Below are 21,749 nucleotides of genomic sequence, written 5' to 3' on the forward strand. Positions count from 1 at the left end.
GAGCCCATCATGAACGATCGTCTTCCCCTGTCCTGGACCCGTGTGTGCCCGCTCGACGACATCGTGCCGAACACCGGTGTGTGCGCGCTCGTCAACGGCGAGCAGGTCGCGGTGTTTCACGTCGCGCACGCTGAAGCCGGCGGCGTGTTCGCGATCGACAACGTCGACCCGGTGTCGCAGGCGGCCGTGATGTCGCGCGGGCTGATCGGCAGCCTCGGCGAGCGCGTCGTCGTCGCGTCGCCGCTGTACAAGCAGCATTTCGACCTGCGTACCGGCGAATGCCTGGAAGCGCCGGAGAAGTCGGTGAGCGCGTATCCGTCGCGGATCGAGGACGGTTTCGTGTGGATTGCCGCCTGAGAGCCCCGGAGCACGCATGAGCGCCACCCCCGTCAAGAGCGTGTGCCCGTACTGCGGCGTCGGCTGCGGAATGGTGCTGCACGTCGAGGATGGCGAGGTCGTCAAGGTGTCCGGCGACGCCGACCATCCGACCAACTTCGGGCGACTGTGCACGAAGGGCTCGTCCGCGCACGTCGCGTTGCGCCGCTCCGGGCGGCTCGATCGCGCGTTCGTGCGGCGCGCGAGGGAGGACGATCTCGTGCCGCTGCCGGCCCGCGACGCGATCGCCGAAACCGCGCGGCGGCTGCGCGCGGTGCTCGACGCGCACGGGCCCGATGCGCTGTCGTTCTATGTGTCGGGGCAGATGTCGATCGAGGCGCAATACCTCGTGAACAAGCTCGCGAAGGGCTTCGTCGGTACCAATAACATCGAGTCGAACTCGCGCCTCTGCATGGCGAGCGCGAGCACCGGCTACAAGCAGTCGCTCGGCGCGGACGGCCCGCCCGGGTCGTACCAGGACTTCGATCGCGCGAACCTGTTCTTCGTGATCGGCGCGAACATGGCCGACTGCCACCCGATCCTGTTCCTGCGGATGATGGATCGCGTGAAGGCCGGCGCGAAGCTGATCGTCGTCGATCCGCGCCGCACCAGCACCGCCGACAAGGCCGACCTGTTCCTGCAGATCCGGCCGGGCACCGATCTCGCGCTGACCAACGGGCTGCTGCACCTGCTGCACGCGAACGGCCGCACCGATGCCGCGTTCATCGATGCGTACACCGAAGGCTGGGACGCGATGCCCGCGTTCCTCGCCGACTACACGCCGGCGCGCGTCGCGGAAATCACGGGGCTCGCCGAAGCCGACATCCACACGGCCGCGCAATGGATCGGCGACGCCCAGGCGTGGATGAGCTGCTGGACCATGGGGCTCAACCAGAGCACGCACGGCGTGTGGAACACCAACGCGATCTGCAACCTGCATCTCGCGACGGGCACGATCTGCCGCCCGGGCAGCGGGCCGTTCTCGCTGACCGGCCAGCCGAACGCGATGGGCGGGCGCGAGATGGGCTACATGGGCGCAGGCCTGCCGGGCCAGCGCTCGGTGCTGTCCGACGACGACCGGCGCTTCGTCGAGAACCTGTGGCGCGTGCCGGCCGGCACGCTGCGCAAGGAAACCGGCAACGGCACGGTCGACCTGTTCGAGCGGATGGCGGCCGGCAACATCAAGGCGTGCTGGATCGTCTGCACGAATCCGGTCGCGACCGTGCCGAACCGGCAGAACGTGATCGCGGGGCTGCAGGCCGCGGAGCTGGTGATCGCGCAGGACGCGTTCCTCGACACCGAGACCAACCGCTATGCGGACATCCTGCTGCCCGGCGCGCTGTGGGCCGAGGGCGACGGCGTGATGGTCAACTCCGAGCGCAACATGACGCTGATGCGCGCCGCGATCGCGCCCCCCGGCGACGCGCTGCCCGACTGGCGCATCGTCGCGGAGGTCGCGCGCGCGATGGGCTTCGGCGATGCATTCGACTATGCGTCGGCGGCCGACGTGTTCGACGAGATCGTGCGCTTTTCGAATCCGGCGACCGGCTACGACCTGCGCGGCGCGAGCCATGCGGCGCTGCGCGACGGCCCGGTGCAATGGCCGGTCGCGCCGGGCACCGCGCGCGAGCGGCACCCGATCCGCTACCTGAACGACGGCGTGAGCCAGACGCCGCGCGCGGCCGAGGGCGGGCACGAGGCGCCGCGCATCGCGTTCCCGACGCCGTCGGGCAAGGCGCGCTTCTTCGCGCGGCCGCACGTCGCGCCGGCCGAACTGCCGGACGACACGTTCCCGATCGTGCTGAACACCGGGCGGCTGCAGCATCAATGGCACACGATGACGAAGACGGGCAAGGTCCCGATGCTGAACAAGCTCAATCCGCGCCCGTTCGTCGAACTGCATCCGGACGACGCGGGCGCGCTCGGCATCGCGACGAAGGACAGCGTCGAGATCCGTTCGGCGCGCGGCCGCGCGGTGCTGCCGGCCGTCGTGACCGAGCGCGTGCAGCGCGGTAGCTGCTTCGCGCCGATGCACTGGAACGACGTGTACGGCGACGACCTGTGCATCAACGCGGTGACGAACGACGCGATCGATCCGGAATCGCAGCAACCCGAACTGAAATATTGCGCGGTCGCGCTGACGCGCGTCGACACGGACGCGTTCGCGTCCGCCGACGACGACACGGCGCGGCCCGATGCCACCGCGGCCGATGCCGACGCGCGGCCCGCGCCGGCGACGGTGCAGATCACGGCTTCACAGGAATCCGACATGGCAGACCTCGACACTTTCGCGGCGGCGCTCGGCGTGGCCGATCTCGCGCCGCCGCCGCTCACCGAGGCGGAGCGCCTGTACGTGGCCGGCCTCGTCAGTGGGTTGAAGGCGAGCGCCGGTCGGCGCGAAGGCGGCGTGCCGGTGCTGCCGGCCGGCGCGCCGCTCGCGCCGCCGGTGCGGTTCTGGCTCGACGGGATGCTCGCGGGGCTGTTCAGCCGCGCGCTGCCCGCCCACCCGGCGGAGGGCGCTGCGCCCGCGCTGCCGGCCGAGACCGCCGCGCCCGGCGGCGTGCGGATCGTGCGCACGCGTCCTAAGGTCGTGCTGCTGTGGGCGTCGCAGACGGGCAACATCGAATCGCTGACCGAGGACTACGCGACGCAGCTGATGAACGCGGGTTTCGAGATCCGCACCGCATGCATGTCCGACTATCCGGTCGCGTCACTGGCCGGCGCGCAATACGTGCTGCTGATGACGAGCACGTTCGGCGACGGCGATGCGCCCGACAACGGCAGCGAGTTCTGGGATGCGCTGCAGGCGGCCGGCGCCGCGCGCCTCGACGGCGTGCACTTCGCGGTGCTCGCGTTCGGCGATCGCAACTACGACCAGTTCTGTGGCCACGGCCGCCGGCTCGATGCACGGCTCGCGGAGCTGGGTGCTGCGCGCTTGTGCACACGCGTCGATTGCGACGTCGAGTTCCAGCGCGAGGCGGACCAGTGGCTCGAACGCGTGGTCGCCCGGATCAAGGACGCGGATGCGGCGCTGCACGCGGTGCCGTCCGCCGGATTGAGCGCGTCGGGGCTGCTGCCGACCAAGGCGCGTCCGGCGCCGTCGAAGCTCGTCGCGAACCTGCGGCTCAACCGGCCGGGCGCCGCGAAGGACACGCGCTACGTGTCGCTGTCGACCGAAGGCGCGAACCTCGAATACGAAGCCGGCGACGCGCTCGGCGTGTGGCCGACCAACTGCCCCGAGCTGGTCGACGAGTTGCTGTCGGTCACCGCGCTGAAGGCCGACGCGCCGGTGTCGATCGACGGCGTCGGCGACATGCGCCTGGGCGAGGCGCTGGCGCGCCACTTCGACATCACGCGCCCGCACCCCGACACGCTCGCGTTCATCGCGTCGCGCAGCGCGAACGGCGCGCTGAAGGCGCTGCTCGGCGACGATCGCAAGGCCGACCTGAAGCAATGGTTGTGGGGGCAACAGCTTGCGGACGTGCTGCACGAGTTTCCGGTCGAGCTGTCGGGCGCGGAGCTGGTCGCGATGCTGAAGCGGCTCCAGCCGCGCCTGTATTCGATCGCGTCGAGCCCGAGCGCGCATCCGGGCGAGATCCACCTGACGGTGTCGGCCGTGCGCTATCACAACGGCCGGCGCGCGCGCAAAGGCGTCGCGTCGACGTTCCTGGCCGATCGCGCGGATGACGGGCGCGTGCCGGTGTTCGTGCAGAAGTCCGCGCATTTCCGGCCGCCGGTGAACGGCGACGTGCCGGTCGTGATGGTCGGCCCCGGCACGGGCGTCGCGCCGTTCCGCGGCTTCCTGCACGAGCGGCAGGCGCGCGGCGCGCGCGGACGCAACTGGCTGTTCTTCGGCGAGCAGCATGCGCAGACCGACTTCTACTATGGCGACGAGCTGGGCGCGATGCGCGACAGCGGCTTCCTGACGCGGCTCGATCTCGCGTTCTCGCGCGACCAGGCCGACAAGATCTACGTGCAGGACCGGATGCGCGAGCAGGGCGCCGAGCTGTACAAGTGGCTGGAGGAGGGCGCGCACTTCTACGTGTGCGGCGACGCCGCGCGGATGGCCAAGGATGTCGATGCCGCGCTGAAGGCGGTCGTGGCCGAGCACGGCGGGATGTCGGACGAAGCCGCGAACGATTACGTCGCGCGGCTCGCGAAGGCGCGCCGCTACATGCGGGACGTGTACTGACCGTATCGGCGGCGGGCTGCCGTAGGGTGCCCGCCGTTGTCTAGCCGTATGAGCGGCGGGCTGCCGTCCGGCGCCTGCCGTTGTGCCGGCCGTTATTGCTGCCGGTCCCATGCGTGCGCCTGCTCGGCGCGCACGAACGCTTCCGACGACTTCGGCAGCAGATTGCGGAACGCGCCGCCGTCGCGTTCGATCACGTCGACCATCCGCGCGATCATTTCCTCCGGATCGTGCTGCTCGAGCGGGAAGGTGAGCCGCTCGGGCGTCACGGTGTGGACGGCCGGATCGTGCCAGCGCCGCGGCGTTTCCATCATCCGGTCGTTGAAGCCCGTGCTGTACGGGCCCGGGTTCACGACCGCGACGCGGATGCCGTGCGGGGCCAGCTCCGCGTGCATCGCCTCGGCGACCGATTCGACCGCGTGCTTCGACGCGCAATAGGCGCCCGTGAACGGCCCGGTGATCAGCCCTGCGATCGACGACACGAACACGATCTTGCCGTGCCCGCGCGCGACCATCCCGCGAGCGATCCGCTGCGTGAGTTCGAGCGGCCCGAACACATTGACGTCGAACAGCTCGCGCACGATCTCGAGCGGCAGGTCGACCAGCGCGCCGGCTTCGCCGACGCCCGCGTTGTTCACGAGCACGTCGAAGTCGAGATCGGCAGCGTGGGCGCGATCGTAGGCCGACGTGACGTCGAGCTTGACCGCGTGCAACGCGGTGCCGCGCTGCGCGGCGACGTCCGTCAGCGCGTCGATCTCGGCGGTCGTGCGGACACCGGCCGTGACCGCGTGACCGTGTTGCGCGAGCCGCAGCGCGACTTCGCGGCCGAAGCCGGTGCCCGCGCCGGTGATGAGGATGCGTTTCTGTGCCATGTGCTTACCTCGAGGTGGGAAAGGTTGCTTGAAAGTGATCGCGGCAGTGCCGGGCGATCGCGTCGTCCTGCTCGACGCTGCCGCCCGATATGCCGATCGCGCCGACGCAGCGGCCGTTGCCGTCGGCGAGCGGTTCACCGCCGCCGAACGTGACGAGCCCGCCGTGGCTGTGCTCGATCCCGCGCAGCGGGCCGTCGCCGGACATCGCGCCGAGCGCGCCGGTCGATGCGCGAAAGCGGATCGCCGTCAGCGCCTTGCGTTGCGCCAGGTCGATCGCGCCGAGAAAGCAGTCGTCGGTGCGGATGAACGCGAGCAGGTTCGCGCCGGCGTCGACGATCGCGATGGAGATGCCGGCGACCTGCAGCGACGCGGCCTGCGCGAGCGCGGCTTCGAGCGTGAGCCGGACGTCTGCCAGCGGCAGTGCGGGGCGGTGCGGATTCATTCGATGCTCCGTTGGGGGAACGACAGGGGCAGTGTAGGCAGTTCCGGTATATGGGAGAATCGGCATTCCGCTCGAAGGAGTTTCAAGTTTTTTTAATGATGAGCAGACGCGATCCGATGGCCGGGCTGCACGTGTTCATGAGCGTCGCGACGGCCGGCAACTTCACGCGCGCGGCCGCCGTGCTGGGGCTGACGCCGGCCGCCGTCAGCCTCGCGATCGGGCAGCTCGAGGGCGAGCTGAACGTGAAGCTGTTCAACCGCAGCACGCGCGGCGTGAGCCTGACGGAAGCCGGTCAGCATTACCTGCAGCAGACGGAGCCCGCTTACCGGCAGGTCATGGAGGCGCGCGACGCGCTGAAGGAGGTCCGCAGCGAGCCGGGCGGGCTGTTGCGCGTCACGGCGCTGCCGCTGGCACGCTCGCTCGTGATCACACCGATTCTTGCCGCGTTCCGCGCGCGCTACCCGAAGGTCCGGCTCGAGATCCGCTACGAGAACGAGCTGGTCGATATCGCGAAGGACGGCTTCGACGCGGGGATTCGTCTTGCCGACCGGCTGCAGCCGGGCATGATCGGCGTGCGGATCGCGCCCGCGCTGACGTGCGCGCTGGTCGCATCGCCCGGTTATCTGGCGCGGCACGGCATGCCCGCGTCGATCGCGGAGCTGGAGCGGCATGCGTGCATCCGGTTCCGCTTCTCGGCGAGCGGGCGCCTGCACAAGTGGCTGCTGCATGACGGACGCCGCGACGTCGATCTCGATCCCGAAGGCGTGTACGTGACGAACGATGCCGATGCGGTGATCGATGCCGCGCGGGAAGGCGTCGGCATCGCGTTCGCGTTCATGCGCGAGCGCGTCGAGCCGGACCTGCGCGACGGCACGCTCGTCGAGGTGCTGCCGGGTGCGTGCCGGACGCTGCCGCCGATGTGGCTCTATTACGTGAATCGCAAGCACGTGCCGGCGAAGCTGCGTGCGTTCATCGACGTGCTGCGCGAGCGGGCCGGAATCGGTCAGGGCCTGCCCGGCAACGATGCGCCGGACGGCGCATGATGGCGGCTTCACTCACGCAGCCCTGGAGTCGCGTCATGACGGCACGCCGGAATTTCCCGCTTCGAACCCTCGTGATTGCCGCATCGCTGGTCGCTGCCGCACTCGGCTGCGCGCCGGCTGTCGGCCAGACATCGACGTCGACCGTGCCGACGAGCACGGCCGCCGCGACGCCCGACAATGCGGTGCTGCTGACGGTCTTTCTCAAGCACGACCAGTCGCGCCCGCTCGCCGAGCTGAACGCGCAACTCGCGAAGCAGGGGTTCTACAAGGCGTTTCCGCCGCCGGGTGTCGAGGTGGTGAGCTGGACCGTGACGATGGGAATCGGGCAGATCGTCGTGCTGCGGTTGCCGGCGTCGCGCGTGCGGGAGGTCAATCGCGTGCTCGAGGACACGGCGTGGGGCGCATACCGGACGGAGTTCTATCCGACCTACGACTACAAGGCGATCGGGCTGGCGGAGCACGAGCGGGCGAAGTGACGGCGCGCGACCATCCGTCCCCATTCCCGTAAACCCGCGTGGGCTCTCGGTTTTTGCTCGTTCGTGCGGGGCGGCCGGGAGAATTCTTCCGGAATGCGTGATTCGGCATTCATGCGATGAAAAATCCCCGGCGGTTCCCGGTATGATGCGCACCTTGCGCATGAATTTGATGCGCCATTGATGCGCCCGCCGCGTCCAAACCGCCCGGTGCGACAACGAAAGTTTCTGTAATATAAATTCCGTATACTTGTAATTTCTGATCCAGGCGCCCCTGCCTCCGACCTAGGCCGGCCGCCCACGCAGAACAACCAGATTTGTCGCCGCCCGGCCGTCCCGCGCCGCGACAAGCTATGCACCGCCACTGAACAATCTATGTCTTCCCGCCACCCTGGTCCGCCCGGCCGCGCCGCGGCGGCGATCGCCCGTGTGTCGACGCTGATCCGCAACGAGCGCGTACTGTCGCCGCTGCTCGCGCTCGGCATCGGCCTGCTGCTGATCGTGGTTTTCCAGCACCTGTCTGAATCCGTCGACTACCGGTCGGTGATCCGCCAGCTGCGCCACATGTCCGTCGGCGAATGGGGCGCGTCGCTCGCCGCGACGGCCCTCAGCTATCTCGCGCTCGTCGCCCGCGATGCGGTCGGCCTGCGCTACGTCGCCGCGAAGGTGCCGCGCGCCGCGCTGTGGATCGGCGCGATCGCCGGCTCCGCGCTCGGCAACGCGACCGGCTTCGGCGCGCTCACGGGCGGCGCGGTGCGTGCGCGCGTGTACGGCGTGTCGGGCGTCACGCCCGCGCAGATCGGCCGGATGACGGTATTCACCAGCGGCACGCTCGCGCTCGCGCTGGTGCTGATGACGGCGGTCGGCATGGTCTGCGTGCCGCAGACGCTCGCCGCGATGCTGCATGTCGCGCCGGGCGTGCTCATGTGGAGCGGCGCCGCGCTGCTCGTGGTGCTGGCCGTCGTGGTCGCGCTGTGCGGCAACACCGCGCGTCCGGTCGTCACGCGCTTCAAATGGCTCGCGTTCGACGTGCCCGCACGGCGCGACCTCGTCGCGCAGGTCGTCTACGCGGTGCTCGACGTCGTGGCCGCCGGCCTGACGCTGTGGGTGTTGCTGCCGGTCGCGCCGGTCGGCTTCCCGACCTTCATCACCGTGTACGCGGCCGCGCTGCTGCTCGGGATGATCGGTCATACGCCGGGCGGGATCGGCGTGTTCGAAGCCGCGATGGTGTTCACGCTGGGCCGCGAAGTGCCCGCGCACGCGATGGTCGCCGCGCTGATCGCCTATCGCGCGATCTACTTCGGCGTGCCGCTCGTGCTGTCGGCGGGCCTGCTGGCCGGCTTCGAGGGCCGCGCGCTGCGGCGCCGGCTCGTGTCGCGGCAGGCCGCGCGCGTGTCGCAACTGGCGCCGCTGTTCCTGAGCCTCGTGACTTTCGCGGTCGGCGGGATGCTGGTGATCTCGAGCGCGACGCCCGCGTTCTGGCACCGGATCGCGATCCTGCGCAACATCGTGCCGCTGTGGGTGCTCGAAGGCTCGCAGGTGATCTGCAGCGTGCTGGGCGTCGCGCTGCTGTTCGTCGCGCGCGGGCTGCTGCGCCGGCTGGATGGCGCGTGGTGGATGACCTTCGCGTTGACGCTCGCGAGCCTCGCGCTGTCGCTGGCGAAGGGCCTCGCATTCGTCGAGGCCGGCGTGCTCGGCACGCTGCTGGTGCTGCTGCTCGTCAGCCGCCGCCGCTTCAGCCGGCATTCGTCGCTGCTCGCCGAGCGCTTCACGGTGAGCTGGTTCGTGTCGGTGACGATGGTGCTGATCCTCGCGGTATGGGTGCTGTGCTTCGCGTTCCGCGATGTGCCGTACACCCGCGATCTGTGGTCGCATTTCTCGTTCGACGCACGCGCGCCGCGCGCGCTGCGCGCCACGCTCGCGTCCGGCGTGTTCGTCGCGCTGTTCGCGCTGTGGCAACTGCTGCGCCCCGCGCCGGGCCGTTTCGTGAAGCCGGTCGAGCAGGACCTGCTCGACGCCGAGCAGATCATCCGCGCGCAGGAATGCAGCGATGCGGGCCTCGCGTTGATGGGCGATAAGTCGTTCCTGTTCTCCGAATCGCGCCGCGCGTTCCTGATGTACGCGAAAAACGGCCGCACGTGGGCCGCGCTGCACGATCCGGTCGGCCCGCGCGAGGAATGGCCGGCGCTGATCAGCAAGTTCATTGCGCTGGCGCATGCGCACAGTGGCCGCGCGGCGTTCTACCAGGTGCGCGCGAACGCGCTGCCGCTGTACCTCGACGCGGGGCTCACGCTGATGAAGCTCGGCGAGGAAGCGCACATCGCGCTCGACCGGTTCGACCTGAAGGGCTCGAACCGTTCGCACTTGCGCTACGCGCTGCGCCGCGGCGACAAGGACGCGCTGACGGTCGAGGTGATCGCGCCGTGCGACGTGCCGGCCGCGCTGCCGGCGCTGCGCGACATCTCGGACGGCTGGCTCGACAGCCGCGATGCGCGCGAAAAGAGCTTCTCGGTGGCCGCGTTCCACGACGGCTATCTCGCGACGCAGTCGGTGATGCTGGTGCGCCAGGCCGACAAGCCGATCGCGTTCGTCACGTTCATGACGACCGACCTCAACACCGAGGCGACGGTCGGCGTGATGCGTCATCTGCCGGAAGCGTCGCCGTATGCGATGGAGTATCTGTTTACGCAGCTCGCGCTGCATCTGAAGGAAGCGGGGTTCCGCAAGCTGAGCCTGGGTATCGCGCCGTTCTCGGGGATGGGGGCGGCGAAGATGCCGTCGCCGTGGCACCGGTTCGGGCTGATGGTCTGGCGCTTCGGCGGCCGCTTCTACAACTTCCGTGGCTTGCGTGCATTCAAGAGCAAGTTCGAGCCGCACTGGGAGCCGCGCTATCTCGCGGCCTCGGGCTCGGTCGGCGTGTTCGTCACGCTCGCGGATCTGTCCCTGCTGGCTGGAGGTCGGCGCTCATGACGTTGAAGAAGGGTATCGCGCAGGCGGCAGTCGCCTGCGCGGGAATGATGCTGGCCGGCGCCGCGCTCGCGGCGCAGCCGGCCGCGGCGAAACCGGAAACCGTGTCGGGCGGCCGCTACGGCCCCGTGACCGTGACGAAGCCGAGCGGTCCGCTGCGCGGCTTCGTCGTGCTGTTCTCGCGTGAGCGCGGCTGGGGCGCCGCCGACCAGCAGGCGGCCGACGCGCTCGCGAAAGCGGGCGCGATGACGGTCGGCGTGGATTCGGCGCGCTATGCGGCGAACCTTGCCGCGAAGCAGGAAACCTGTCACCACCTCGACGGCGACGCCGAGGCGGTCAGCCACCAGCTCGAACGCCTCGCGCAATCGGCGCGCTACTACACGCCGATCGTCGCGGGCGTGGGCCAGGGCGGCGCGATCGCGAAGCAGATTCTGGCGATGGCGCCGGAGAACACGATTGCCGGCGTCGTGTCGGTCGAGCCGGCGGCGAAGCTCGATGCGCGCTTCAAGCCGTGCCCGCCCGATCCGACGATCGTGCGTCGCGCGATGCCGGGCTTCGTCGAAACGGCCGCGGCCGGCGACACCGCGAAGCTCGTGTCGCTCGTCACGTCGCACCTGCACGACACCAGCAGCAACGACGAGCTCGACGTGTCGGACCTGCCGCTCGTCGAGCTGCCGGCCAAGGGCGGCAGCGACCGCCTCGCGATCGTGATCTCGGGCGACGGCGGCTGGCGCGATCTCGACAAGACGATCGCCGAGGCGCTGCAGCGTGACGGCGTGTCGGTGGTCGGCATCGACAGCCTGCGCTACTTCTGGAGCGAGAAGCCGCCCGCACAGGTGAGCCGCGACCTGGCGCGCGTGATGCGCACGTACATGGCGCGCTGGCATGCGAACCGCGTGGCGCTGGTCGGCTACTCGTTCGGCGCGGACGTGATGCCGTTCGCGTACAACCGGCTGCCGGCCGACCTGCGCGACAAGGTCGCGGTGATGTCGCTGCTCGGTTTCGCGCCGTCGGCGGATTTCCAGATCCGCGTGACGGGCTGGCTCGGGATGCCGGCGAGCGACAAGGCGATGAAGGTCGCGCCGGAAATCGCGAAGGTGCCGCCGTCGCTCGTGCAGTGTTTCTACGGCGCGGAAGAGCAGGACACGATGTGCCCGGCGCTCGCGAATACCGGCGCCGACGTGATCAAGACGGGGGGCGACCACCACTTCGGCCACGACTACATCGCGCTCGAGAAGAAGATCCTCGGCGCGTTCGGCAAGCCGGTGGCGGCGCGCTGAACGCCGGCGCCCGCTTCGCGGCGGGCGCGGCGCTTGCGGTTCATCGGACGGGCGGCCTGCGGGCCGCCCGTTTTTACTTTTCGGCGTGCGTCGCGGCGTCCTGCCGCGGTGTCGCCGTTCTCGCGTCGCGCTGATAGAAGCCGGGGAACCGGTCGAGCTGCCGCTGCGCGGCCGCGAGATCGGCATCGGCACCCAGCACCGCGCTCGAAAATCCGGTGCGCTCCATCAGCAGCAGCTGGTCGATCAGCACGTCGCCCGTCGCGCGCAGGTCGCCGGTAAAACCGAAGCGCTTGCGCAGCAGGTACGCCTGGCTGTACGCACGGCCGTCGGTGAAGGACGGGAAATGCAGGTCGATGCGCGTGGCCTGCGCGATCCGTGCGGCGAGCGGCGGCAGTTCCTCGTCGTTGCCGATCGTCAGGGCAGCGGTGCCGGACGTGTTTGCGTCGTCGGCGTGTTCGGCCGGCGTCAGCAGCCGGATGCGCGGGTTCGTGCTGGCGGGTTCGTCGGTCGGTTTCATGCGTGCTCCGCGTGGTGACGTGCGTCGTTCGCCGCGGCCTTGAAGGGTTCGGCGCCGATGCGGCGCACCGTGTCGATGAATCGCTCGCAACGCCCGTCGGCGTCGAGCCGCGCGTCGAGATACACGTTGACGAGCGCATCCACGACATCGACGATCTCGTCCGCCGAGAACGACGGTCCGATCACCTTGCCCGGCCGGGCGGCGCCGCTCGCGCTCGAGCCGTCCGAGCCGCCGAGCGTCACCTGGTACCACTCCGCGCCGTCCTTGTCGACGCCGAGGATGCCGATGTGCCCGCTGTGATGGTGGCCGCACGAGTTGATGCAGCCGCTGATGTGCAGGTCGATGTCGCCGACGTCGTGCAGCATGTCGAGATCCTGGAACCGTTCGGCGATCGCGTCGGCAATCGGGATCGAGCGGGCGTTCGCGAGCGCGCAGAAGTCGCCGCCCGGACACGCGATCATGTCGGTCAGGAGTCCGACGTTCGCACTGGCCACGCCGATCGCGCGCGCGTGTTCCCACAGCAGGAACAGGTCGTCGACGTGCACCCACGGCAGCACCACGTTCTGCGCATGCGTGACGCGCGCCTCGCCGGCCGAGAAGCGGTCAGCAAGCTCGGCGAGCGCGTCGAGCTGCTCGGGCGACGCGTCGCCGGGCGCCTGCAGGCGGCGCTTGAACGACAGCGTGACGATGCGCAGCGCGGGGGCGCGGTGCGCGGCGACATTGCGCGTGAGCCAGCGCGCGAAGGCCGGATGGCGATTGGCGTGCGCGGTCATGCGTGCTTCGGCGGCGCCGAGGTCGAGCGTGCGCGACTTCAGCCGCGGCGGGACGAACGATGCCGCGATGCGGTCGAACTCGGCCTGCGGGATCGTGTGCGGGCCGCCGTCGTGCTCGACGATCTGGCGGAATTCTTCCTCGACGTCGTCGATATAGCGCTGCCCCTCGCTTTTCACGAGGATCTTGATGCGCGCCTTGTACTTGTTGTCGCGCCGCCCGTAGCGGTTGTACACGCGGACGATCGCCTCGATGTAGTTCATCACGTGCTGCCACGGCAGGAACGTGCGCAGCAGCGTCGCGATCAACGGCGTGCGGCCCATGCCGCCGCCGACGCTCACGCGAAAGCCGAGTTCGCCGGCGTCGTTGCGCACGAGCTTCAGCCCGACGTCGTGCCAGTCGGTCGCCGCACGGTCCTCGGCCGCGCCGGTGATCGCGATCTTGAACTTGCGCGGCAGGAACGCGAATTCCGGATGCAGCGTCGTCCACTGGCGCATCGCCTCGGCGAACGGACGCGGATCGGCGATCTCGTCCGGCGCGACGCCCGCGCGTTCGTCGCACGAAATGTTGCGGATGCAATTGCCGCTCGTCTGGATCCCGTGCATGTCGACGGTCGCGAGCAGGTCCATCACGTCGGCCGCCTTCGCGAGCGGAATCCAGTTGAACTGCACGTTGGTGCGGGTCGTGAAGTGCGCGTTGCCGGTCGGCAGGCGCAGCGTGCCGAGCAACGCCTGCGCGTCGCAGGCGGCGCGATAGGTGGCGTCGTCGGGCACGTCGTAGTCGCGTGCGATCCGCGCGAGCACGCGCAGCTGCGCGCTCGACAGTTCGCCGTACGGCACGGCGACGCGCAGCATCGGCGCATGGCGCTGCACGTACCAGCCGTTCTGCAGGCGCAACGGCCGGAACGCGTCCTCGCTCAGCGTGCCGTGCTGCCAGCGCTCGAGCTGATCGCGGAACTGGGCGGCGCGGCTGTGCACGAGCGCCCGGTCGAAATCGGTATATCGGTACATGACGTGATACGCGAGATGAGCGGCGACGCAGGGGCGCCGCTCGGGAGGGGACGTTGCGACGGATGTCGGGCAACCGGAGACAGCGTAGGGAACGCGGCGCGGCGGGACAAGCAGCAGATCGGGACGAAAACGGCGCAGCAGATCGATGGCGCGCCGGCGAACGCCGGGCCTGCGTGGCGCTCGCCCGGGTGAGATTCAGGCTTGCACGGGTGCGTCGACGATCAACGCCGGATCGAGTGCGCGGATGCGCTGGTCGATGAAGTAGCCGCCGCCTTCCTGGTAGCGCAGAAACAGCCGGCCGCACGTCACGCAGCGGCTGACGTTGCAGCGGTTGTACGGGAAGTGGCGCGGTGCGATCGGCGCGTCGTCGGACCAGTAGCGCGTGCCGGCCGGATGGTATTCGTCGTAGGTCGGCTCGGGGTCGTCGGGCGGCGCGAGCGTCGCCACTTCGGCGAGCTGGGTGTCCTGCAGCGACAGCGGCAGGCTCGTCCAGCCGGCCAGCGACGTCTTCGTGCAGGTGCACGGCAGCGTGACGCCTGCGGCTTCGGCCGCGAGCTTCAGCAGCGCGGCGTGATCGAGGTAGGGCAATGCGCTCATCAGATGGGGCTCGTGAGAAGGAGCGAAGAGGCTCGCAATGTAACCCGTTTGCGCGCCGGCTGCACGGCGGCGGCTTGCGTGCGGCTTGCGCGGGCTTACCCGGCCTTGCGTACCGCCGGTTCGGCGACCAGCTCGCCGAGCACGCGGATCGCGCGTTCGATCTCGCGGTTGCACGGATGGCCGAAGTTCACGCGCACGCAGCGCTCGAAGCCGTGCGCGGCCGAGAACAGCGGTCCCGGCGCGAAGCTGATGCCGCGCGCGATCGCCTGGCGATGCAGTTCCATCGCGTCGATCGCGTCGGGAAACGACAGCCACAGGAAATATCCGCCGTCCGGCCGCACCCATTCCACGCCGGGCGGCAGCCAGCGCCGCAGCGCGTCGTCCATGCGGGCGAGCTGCGTCTGCAGCGTACTGCGCAGCTTGCGCAGGTGACGATCGTAGCCGCCATGCTCCAGATAGTTCGCGATGCCGACCTGCGCGGGAATGCTCGCCGACAGCGTGGTCATCAGCTTGAGCCGCTGCACCTTTTCCGCGAAACGGCCGGCGGCGGCCCAGCCGATCCGGTAGCCGGGCGCGAGCGTCTTCGAGAACGAACTGCAATGCATCACGAGGCCGTGCCGGTCGTAGGCGCGCGCGGGCAGCGGGTAGTCGGCACCGAAATGCAGCTCGCCGTACACGTCGTCCTCGATCAGCGGCACCTCGCGCGCGGCAAGCATCTCCACGAGCGCGCGCTTCTTGTCGGCCGACAGCGTGACGCCGGTCGGATTCTGGAAATTGGTCATGAACCAGCACGCGCGGATGTCGTGTCGCTCGAGCGCGTTCGCGAGCGCCTCGAGATCGAGGCCCGTATGCGGATCGACGGGAATCTCGACCGCACGCAGGTCGAGCCGCTCGATCGCCTGCAGCGCCGCATAGAAGCCGGGTGACTCGACCGCGACGACATCGCCGGGCCGCGTGACGGCCATCAGGCACAGGTTCAGCGCTTCCAGCGCGCCGTTCGTGACGACGATCTCGTCGACGGGTTGCGCGATGCCGGTGGCCAGATAGCGTCGCGCGATCTGCTGGCGCAGTGCCTCGTTGCCGGGCGGCAGGTCGACGACCGTGCTCCACGGGCTGACGAGCCGCGTCGCCTGCGCGAGCGACTTCGCGAGGCGCTGCAGCGGAAACAGTTGCGGCGCCGGAAATGCGGAGCCGAGCGGCACGATGCCGGGCTGCGTCGCGGCGTCGAGCACGGAGAACACGAGATCGCTGATGTCGACCTTGCGGGTCGCGCCGGCGCGGCTCGCGCGGCGTTTCGCGGGCGCGTTCGCCGCGGGGCTCGCGCCCGGCGCGACGTAATAACCGGAGCGTTCGCGTGCGCGGATCAACCCCCACTGTTCGAGCAGGTAGTACGCGCGAAACACCGTCGACTGGCTCACGCCATGCTGCGCGATGATCTGCCGCAGCGACGGCAGGCGCGTGCCGACCGCGAGGTTGCCGTTGCGGATTTCGTCGGCGATCGTGTGAGCGAGGGTTTCGTAGCGTTTCATCGGTGCGGACGGGAGCACGTGGCCGTCGCGCGCGGGGCCGGTGCGGCGCCGCGCCGGCGGGCGCGCTCATTGTCCGACGGGCGGCCCGAAAAGAAAAGCGCGACGGCGGCTGGCGGTCGCGCTTTAGTGGCGCTTCTTGTGCTTGCGTAAGTCAGACCGCGTTCGGTTGTGTCGGCTGCGGGTGTGAGGACCCATGCCGATGTGGTCGGTGCGATCAACATACTCGCGCGCGGACACCGCATTGCATCCTGTGGAGAGCCGGTGCAGTCGAGCCGTTCGGTGAATCAGGAACGCGCCGAGGCGATCCGAGACCGACTTCATCGTTTCAGATGCGGTAGGAATTGCCAGCCTTTTCGCAACCGCAATCGGCCGACATAGCGTAACGACTTTCTCCTGATCATTCTTTATTTGCTGATATGCGATCGTTTGCCCGCGACCACACGCGATCGAACGCACGCACGCATCTCGCTCGGCATGGGCGGACACGGTGCGCGTGCGGCTTGTTCCAATTGCGCGGCTATATTTTTTATGGTCTTGTTGCACGATCGCGCATCGACTCGAAAAAAGGAAAGTCGAATGCATACGGGGAATTCGGACGGGGACCGATTGATCAGTCGAATCGGCGCGCGCCGGCTTGCGCGCCGTGCCGTATGTCGGTTGCTGGTCGTCCTGACGTTCGGCCTGCCGGGCCTGCCAGCGTGTGCCGCTTCTCCCGAGACCGTCGGCGACAACGTACTGCGTGTACTCGCGTGGCCCGGTTATGCGGACAGCGATGTCGTCAATGCATTTGAGACGCAGTTTCATGTACGCGTCGAAGTGACGTTCGTCGATTCCGACGAAGCGTTGTGGACGCGGATGCACAGCGCATCGCCGCCGCCGTACGACGTGCTCGCGGCCAACACGGCCGAGATCCAGCGCTACGCGCGCGACGACCTGCTCACGCCGATCGACCTGTCGCAGATCCCGAACCGCCGGCGGCAGCTGCCGAATTTCCAGCAACTCGCGACGATCGGCGGGCTCGTGCGCAACGGCTCGACCTACGCGATTCCGTTCACGTATTCGTCGATGGGGCTGATCTACGATCGCAAGCAGGTGCCGGCCCCGCCGCGCTCGATGCTCGAGCTCTGGAACCCGCGCTACCGCGGCAAGGTGCTCGACTTCAACAGCGCGCAGCATAATTTTTCGTTCGCCGCGCTCGCGCTCGGCTATGCCGATCCGTTTCACCTGTCGCCCGCGCAGACGCTTGCCGTCGCGCACAAGCTGATCGACCTGCGACGCAATCTGCTCACGTATTACACGCTTCCCGAAGAAGCGACCGCGCTGTTCATCCGGCATCGCGCGGCGCTGATGTTCGGCAACTACGGCACGCAGCAGGTCGAGCAACTGCGTCGCGCCGGTGCGGATGTGGGCTACGTGATTCCGGACGAAGGCGCGCTCGCGTGGCTCGACTGCTGGGGCGTCACGCGTGGCGCGGAGCATCGCGAGCTCGCGTTCGCCTGGATCAATTACATGCTCGAACCGGTGATCGGCGCGCTGCTGACCGAGCGCCAGGGGCTCGCGAATACGCTCGCGCCGCCATCCGGTCTCCAGACCGGCCACCAGCACCTCGTGTGGATCCAGCCGGTCGAGGACATCGCGCGGCGCGAGTCGCTGTGGAGCCGCATCGTGTCGGGCGACCGGCCGGAGTGGTTCGAAAAATGATCATGCTCGGGCTCACGTCGAAGCTGTCGGTGCTGTTCGCGTGCATCGGCGTGATCGCGTCCGGCACGACCGGCTACTACACGTACCGCGCGAACCGGACGATGCTCGTGCAGGAAGCGCAGCACAGCCTGCTGATGTCGACGCACTTGCTCGGACAGCGCTTCACGACCGCACTGTCCGACGTGGCCGACGATGCCCTCGTGCTCGCGCAATTGCCTTCGTCGGCGCTGGTCGCCGGCGGCGACACCGCCGATCGCGCGCCGCGCACGCGGCTCGAGCACGTGTATCGCAGCTTCATGAGGAATCACCCCGAGTACCTGCAGATCCGGTTGATCGCGCGCGGCAATTACGGGCTCGAACGGATCCGCGTCGATCGCGACGCGCGCGGCATCGTCGTGCTGCCGGAGAGTGCATTCCAGGAGAAAGGGCAGTTTTCCTACGTCATCGATACGCTCGCGACGGCGCCCGGTCATATCTACCTGTCGCCGATCGTGATCAATCACGAGACCGGTTCGCATGCGGCCGAAGGGCTGCCGATCCTGCGCGTGGGCACGCCGGTCGTCGACACGGTCGGCCAGGTGGTCGGCGCGCTGGTCGTCGACATCGAACTGTCGCGTGTGTTCGATCGGCTCGAGCGCGATTTGCCGCAAGACTACGCGGTGTATCTCGCGAACGAGTGGGGCGATTTCATCGTGCATCCCGATCCGTCGCAGACGTTCGGCTTCGATCGCGGGCGGCGCGTGCTGATGCAGGACAGCTTTCCCGCCACGCGGCTGCTGTTCGTCGGCATGCGCACGAACGTGACGCTCGACGGTCTCACGCAGCCCGACGATGCGCCGGGCCAGATGTTCGCGTTCGTGCGCACGCCGTTCGGCAACAGCGAGGGCAACCGCTTCGTCGTGCTTGGCATGGCGCGTCCGCTCACGGACGTGCTGGCCCCGGCCGGGATTCTCGGCGAACGGATCATCCGGATGGTGCTCTTGCTGAGTGTGGCGGCGGTGATTCTCGCGATCCTGTTCGCGCGCGCGATCACGCGGCCGTTGCAGATGCTCGCGCGCGCGGCCACCCACGTGTTCGACGATCCGGCCGCCGAACGGCTGCCCGTTGCACGGGCCGACGAGATCGGCGTGCTGGCGCGTTGTTTCGACAGCATGCGTGTCGAGATCCGCACGCAGGTCGCGATGCTGCGCGCGAAGCAGCTGGAGCTCACGCACCTCGCTGGTCACGATCCGTTGACCGGTCTGCCGAACCGCCTGTTGTTCATGGAGCATCTCGATGCCGCGATCAGGCATGCGGCCGCCGCGAGCGAGGGGCTGGCGGTGATGTTCGTCGATCTCGATCGTTTCAAGCAGATCAACGACCAGCACGGACATGCGGCCGGCGATCGCACGCTCGTCGCGGTCGCGAAACGGCTGAGCCAGGTGCTGCGCAGCGGCGATATGGCCGCGCGGCTCGGCGGCGACGAATTCATCGTGCTGCTGTCGGACGTGCGATCGCCGGTGGTGATCGGCGATATCGCGTCGCGTATCCAGATCGTGATGGCCGAGGAACTGGAGTTCGGCGACCGGCACCTGGCCGTGGGTGCGAGCATCGGCGTCAGCGAATATCCGGCCGACGGCGCGTCGGCCGAGGAACTGCTGGTGAAGGCCGACGCGGCGATGTATGCGGCGAAGGCGTCCGCGCAGTGCGCGTGCGTGCGTTATCAGGAACTGCTGGGCAGCGGCGGCCCAGATACCGCCGGCCGCATGGCGGCGGGTGGCAGCCGATGACGGGACGCCGGCCGCGCGGGTGGCACAAACGCGACGAGCCCGTCGCGGGACGGGCTCGTCGTAGCTTGCGGCGGACTGCGCGCGATGCGCGCGGCGGCGGGCTTAGTGGCCGAAGTAGACCGAGTCGCGCGCGTTCTGCGGCTTGACTACCGGTGCGCCGCCCTGGACGACCGGGGCTGCTTGCGCGCCGTAGCCGCTGGCGTCGGCGGCACGCACACGTGCTTCGGCTGCCAGGAGGTCGTTCGGGTAGTGCGGGCTCGACTGGCTCGGCTTGTAGCCGGCGTTTTCGAGTTGGACGAGTTCGTTGCGCACTTGTGCGCGGGTCACGGTGCTTTGAGCGAATGCGCCGAACGAAGCGGACAGGGCGACAGCGGCAACGACTGCGGAAACGAGCGATTTCATGATGACCTCCGATGTTTTAGTGACTTCGCTGTCGACACAATGTCGTAAGCGATTGATTACATCGTAGGCTTCGGATGATTCAGGGTAAACGTGGGTTATAGCGAAAGATCCTTGCGAGCGCGGCAATAATAGCGAGGGAAATTCGTTCCGTCCCCATTGTGTATTGCGGGAATTGCAAACGGGCCGGCGCACGGGATGGAGAAGCGTATGCCGCGCAGGCGCGAGCGGCCGGCGGCGTGGCGCCAGAAGAAGGGCGGGACGGAGGCGTTGCCGGATCAGACGCCGTCGGCGTCGTCGATTTCCTTGCGCTCGCGGCGTTCCTCGTTGCCGCGGCGCGCCCGCAGGCGCTGGCGCGACAGGACGGCGATCACCTGCTGGGTCGGTGCGCCGGACGGCAGCTCGTTGCGGATGCGATCGGGCACCATCGGCAGGCCCGCGCGCTGCCGGCGCAGTGCCTTCGCGATTGCCCGGCGGCATTCGTCCCCGTGGCAATCCCATTCATCGCGGATTCTCTGGCAATAACGGCATTGTTCCATCGGGACAGTCTAACGCGTCTTGAGGATCGCGGCTGAGCGCGGTAGCGGGCGGGGACTGGACTCGCGGGTGCGATGCGGCCGAGTGCGCCGGATCGGGTGCCGAGGGGCACGTTTTGCCGCGCCGGCACGAGCGAGGGCGACCGCATTCGACACGGTCCGAGGCTGAATCTTGCCCGCGCGCGGCGCGGCGCATCGGTCGTGATCGCGGGATCGCGCGCCGTCGAAGCCCGTTGGCCTGCTTCGAACCCATTCATGACGCGTCGCCCTATCATGTGAAAAATACATGACCCGAAACAAGGAGGCGAGATGACGCTCGCGCAATTGCAGGCCCTGGCTGCCGTCGTCGAACTCGGCTCGCTCACGGCCGCGGCCGACCGGCTCAGCCGCAGCCAGTCCGCGATCAGCCACGCGTTGACCGAGCTGGAGGACATCACCGAAGTCAAGCTGCTGTTGCGCGACCGCCAGCCGGTCGTCCTGACCGCTGCCGGCGAACGTCTGTGGCCGTACGTGCAGAACGTCGTTCGGGAAGCGCAGACATTGCGCCAGCAGTTCGGCCTCGCGCGCGGCAAGCTCGAAGGGCGGCTGGTCGTCGCGTCGCTGCCGAGCGTATCGCTTGCCTTCGTCGTCCCCGCGCTCGAGGCGTTGAAAGAGGCGCACGAGGGCGTGACGGCGGTGCTGCTCGAAGGCACGGACGCGGAAGTCGAAGGGTGGCTCGAGGACGGCACCGCCGATATCGGCGTGGTCGCCGGCACGAAGACCTTCGCGCACAATCTGCCGCTGCTCGACGAGGATTTCGTCGCGGTGGCGGCGGACGGCATGTTCGACGGCCGCAAGCGCGTGTCGGCGAAACTGTTGTCCGCGATGCCGTTCATTTTCTCGAAGGCGGGGTGCGGGCCGGTCATCGCCGATTACTTCGCGCGCAACGGGGCGTCGCTTCGCGCGGCGTTCAACGTGGTCGAGATGCGGACCATCCTGTCGATGGCCGAGGCGGGAATGGGGGTGTCGATCGTTCCGAGCATCACGCTCACCTATACACGGTTCGGCGGCCGGGTGCTGGAGCTGTCGCCCAGGCTGCATCGTTCCGTTCGGCTGTCGTGGAACGCGACCGGCAATGCGGTCGCCGACGCATTCGTGAAGCTGGTCGACGCGCAACGCGCGAAGGCAGGAAAGGCGATTCAGGCCCGGACGAAAAAGGGCAGCTAGCGCATCGGCAGGCAATGACGCGATGAAGCGCGCTCATGGGTGGCTTGCAGTTTATTCATGCCGATCGCTATCG

General features: G+C 68.7%; 18 protein-coding genes. 9 read left to right on the forward strand and 9 right to left on the reverse strand.

The window, feature by feature from the left end; all coding sequences use genetic code 11:
• Positions 1-9: 9 nt before the first annotated feature.
• Both nirD and ACVK00_RS10880 read left to right on the forward strand, forming a co-directional pair.
• Positions 10-357 carry a nitrite reductase small subunit NirD gene (nirD, locus tag ACVK00_RS10875; protein ID WP_011658936.1) on the forward strand — a complete coding sequence of 116 codons (348 nt, stop codon included), beginning with the start codon at positions 10-12 and terminating at the stop codon, positions 355-357.
• A gap of 16 nt (positions 358-373) precedes the next feature.
• Complete coding sequence (locus tag ACVK00_RS10880; protein ID WP_284889291.1) at positions 374-4,567, forward strand: bifunctional nitrate reductase/sulfite reductase flavoprotein subunit alpha; 4,194 nt, start codon at positions 374-376, stop codon at positions 4,565-4,567.
• 92 nt (positions 4,568-4,659) lie between these two features.
• Here the strand turns inward: ACVK00_RS10880 and ACVK00_RS10885 are convergent, their stop codons facing one another.
• Positions 4,660-5,436: an SDR family oxidoreductase gene (locus ACVK00_RS10885; RefSeq protein WP_228907842.1), complete on the reverse strand. Its 777-nt coding sequence runs from the start codon at positions 5,434-5,436 to the stop codon at positions 4,660-4,662.
• A gap of 4 nt (positions 5,437-5,440) precedes the next feature.
• Entirely contained in the window at positions 5,441-5,878 is a 438-nt protein-coding gene (locus ACVK00_RS10890; RefSeq protein ID WP_284889293.1) for a GlcG/HbpS family heme-binding protein, read from the reverse strand.
• Positions 5,879-5,976: 98 nt separating this feature from the next.
• Here ACVK00_RS10890 and ACVK00_RS10895 point away from each other — a divergent pair, with 98 nt between their 5' ends.
• The 4 genes from ACVK00_RS10895 (at position 5,977) to ACVK00_RS10910 (ending at position 11,641) form a co-directional block, all read left to right on the forward strand.
• The gene (locus ACVK00_RS10895) at positions 5,977-6,921 is read left to right on the forward strand and encodes a LysR family transcriptional regulator (protein WP_284889484.1); all 945 of its coding nucleotides are present in this window, start codon (positions 5,977-5,979) and stop codon (positions 6,919-6,921) included.
• Positions 6,922-6,956: 35 nt separating this feature from the next.
• Positions 6,957-7,397 (forward strand): hypothetical protein, encoded by a 441-nt coding sequence (locus ACVK00_RS10900; RefSeq protein ID WP_284889295.1) that lies wholly within the window; start codon positions 6,957-6,959, stop codon positions 7,395-7,397.
• Positions 7,398-7,769: 372 nt separating this feature from the next.
• Positions 7,770-10,364: a bifunctional lysylphosphatidylglycerol flippase/synthetase MprF gene (gene mprF, locus ACVK00_RS10905; RefSeq protein WP_284889297.1), complete on the forward strand. Its 2,595-nt coding sequence runs from the start codon at positions 7,770-7,772 to the stop codon at positions 10,362-10,364.
• Positions 10,361-11,641, forward strand: coding sequence for a virulence factor family protein (locus ACVK00_RS10910; protein ID WP_228907838.1), 1,281 nt, complete (start codon positions 10,361-10,363; stop codon positions 11,639-11,641). Before mprF ends, ACVK00_RS10910 begins: the two co-directional genes overlap by 4 nt.
• Before the next feature lie 73 nt (positions 11,642-11,714).
• Here the strand turns inward: ACVK00_RS10910 and ACVK00_RS10915 are convergent, their stop codons facing one another.
• The 5 genes from ACVK00_RS10915 to ACVK00_RS10935 form a co-directional block, all read right to left on the reverse strand.
• A complete protein-coding gene (locus ACVK00_RS10915) occupies positions 11,715-12,158 on the reverse strand; it encodes a DUF934 domain-containing protein (protein WP_284889298.1) in 444 nt (147 codons plus the stop codon).
• Entirely contained in the window at positions 12,155-13,939 is a 1,785-nt protein-coding gene (locus tag ACVK00_RS10920; RefSeq protein WP_284889300.1) for a nitrite/sulfite reductase, read from the reverse strand. Before ACVK00_RS10920 ends, ACVK00_RS10915 begins: the two co-directional genes overlap by 4 nt.
• Positions 13,940-14,134: 195 nt before the next feature.
• Positions 14,135-14,536: a hypothetical protein gene (locus tag ACVK00_RS10925; protein ID WP_284889302.1), complete on the reverse strand. Its 402-nt coding sequence runs from the start codon at positions 14,534-14,536 to the stop codon at positions 14,135-14,137.
• A gap of 95 nt (positions 14,537-14,631) precedes the next feature.
• Positions 14,632-16,065, reverse strand: coding sequence for an aminotransferase-like domain-containing protein (locus tag ACVK00_RS10930; RefSeq protein WP_228907834.1), 1,434 nt, complete (start codon positions 16,063-16,065; stop codon positions 14,632-14,634).
• Positions 16,066-16,188: 123 nt separating this feature from the next.
• Positions 16,189-16,869 carry a hypothetical protein gene (locus ACVK00_RS10935; RefSeq protein WP_435521287.1) on the reverse strand — a complete coding sequence of 227 codons (681 nt, stop codon included), beginning with the start codon at positions 16,867-16,869 and terminating at the stop codon, positions 16,189-16,191.
• Here ACVK00_RS10935 and ACVK00_RS10940 point away from each other — a divergent pair.
• Together ACVK00_RS10940 and ACVK00_RS10945 are read left to right on the forward strand one after the other, a co-directional pair.
• Complete coding sequence (locus ACVK00_RS10940) at positions 16,801-17,766, forward strand: extracellular solute-binding protein (RefSeq protein ID WP_435521274.1); 966 nt, start codon at positions 16,801-16,803, stop codon at positions 17,764-17,766. The two genes, ACVK00_RS10935 and ACVK00_RS10940, sit on opposite strands and share 69 nt — an antisense overlap.
• The gene (locus ACVK00_RS10945; protein ID WP_228907832.1) at positions 17,763-19,535 is read left to right on the forward strand and encodes a sensor domain-containing diguanylate cyclase; all 1,773 of its coding nucleotides are present in this window, start codon (positions 17,763-17,765) and stop codon (positions 19,533-19,535) included. Before ACVK00_RS10940 ends, ACVK00_RS10945 begins: the two co-directional genes overlap by 4 nt.
• A 102-nt stretch (positions 19,536-19,637) precedes the next feature.
• Here ACVK00_RS10945 and ACVK00_RS10950 read toward each other — a convergent pair whose 3' ends face one another.
• Together ACVK00_RS10950 and ACVK00_RS10955 are read right to left on the reverse strand one after the other, a co-directional pair.
• Positions 19,638-19,937 (reverse strand): DUF4148 domain-containing protein, encoded by a 300-nt coding sequence (locus ACVK00_RS10950; RefSeq protein ID WP_166721340.1) that lies wholly within the window; start codon positions 19,935-19,937, stop codon positions 19,638-19,640.
• A 275-nt stretch (positions 19,938-20,212) separates the two neighbouring features.
• On the reverse strand, positions 20,213-20,473 hold the full coding sequence (locus ACVK00_RS10955) for a hypothetical protein (protein WP_006760082.1): 261 nt from the start codon (positions 20,471-20,473) through the stop codon (positions 20,213-20,215).
• A gap of 306 nt (positions 20,474-20,779) precedes the next feature.
• Between ACVK00_RS10955 and ACVK00_RS10960 the strand changes: the two genes are divergently transcribed.
• Positions 20,780-21,676, forward strand: a complete 897-nt coding sequence (locus ACVK00_RS10960; RefSeq protein WP_284889337.1) for a LysR family transcriptional regulator — start codon at positions 20,780-20,782, stop codon at positions 21,674-21,676.
• Positions 21,677-21,749 lie beyond the last annotated feature (73 nt).

The organism is Burkholderia sp. PvR073 (genome assembly GCF_054055695.1).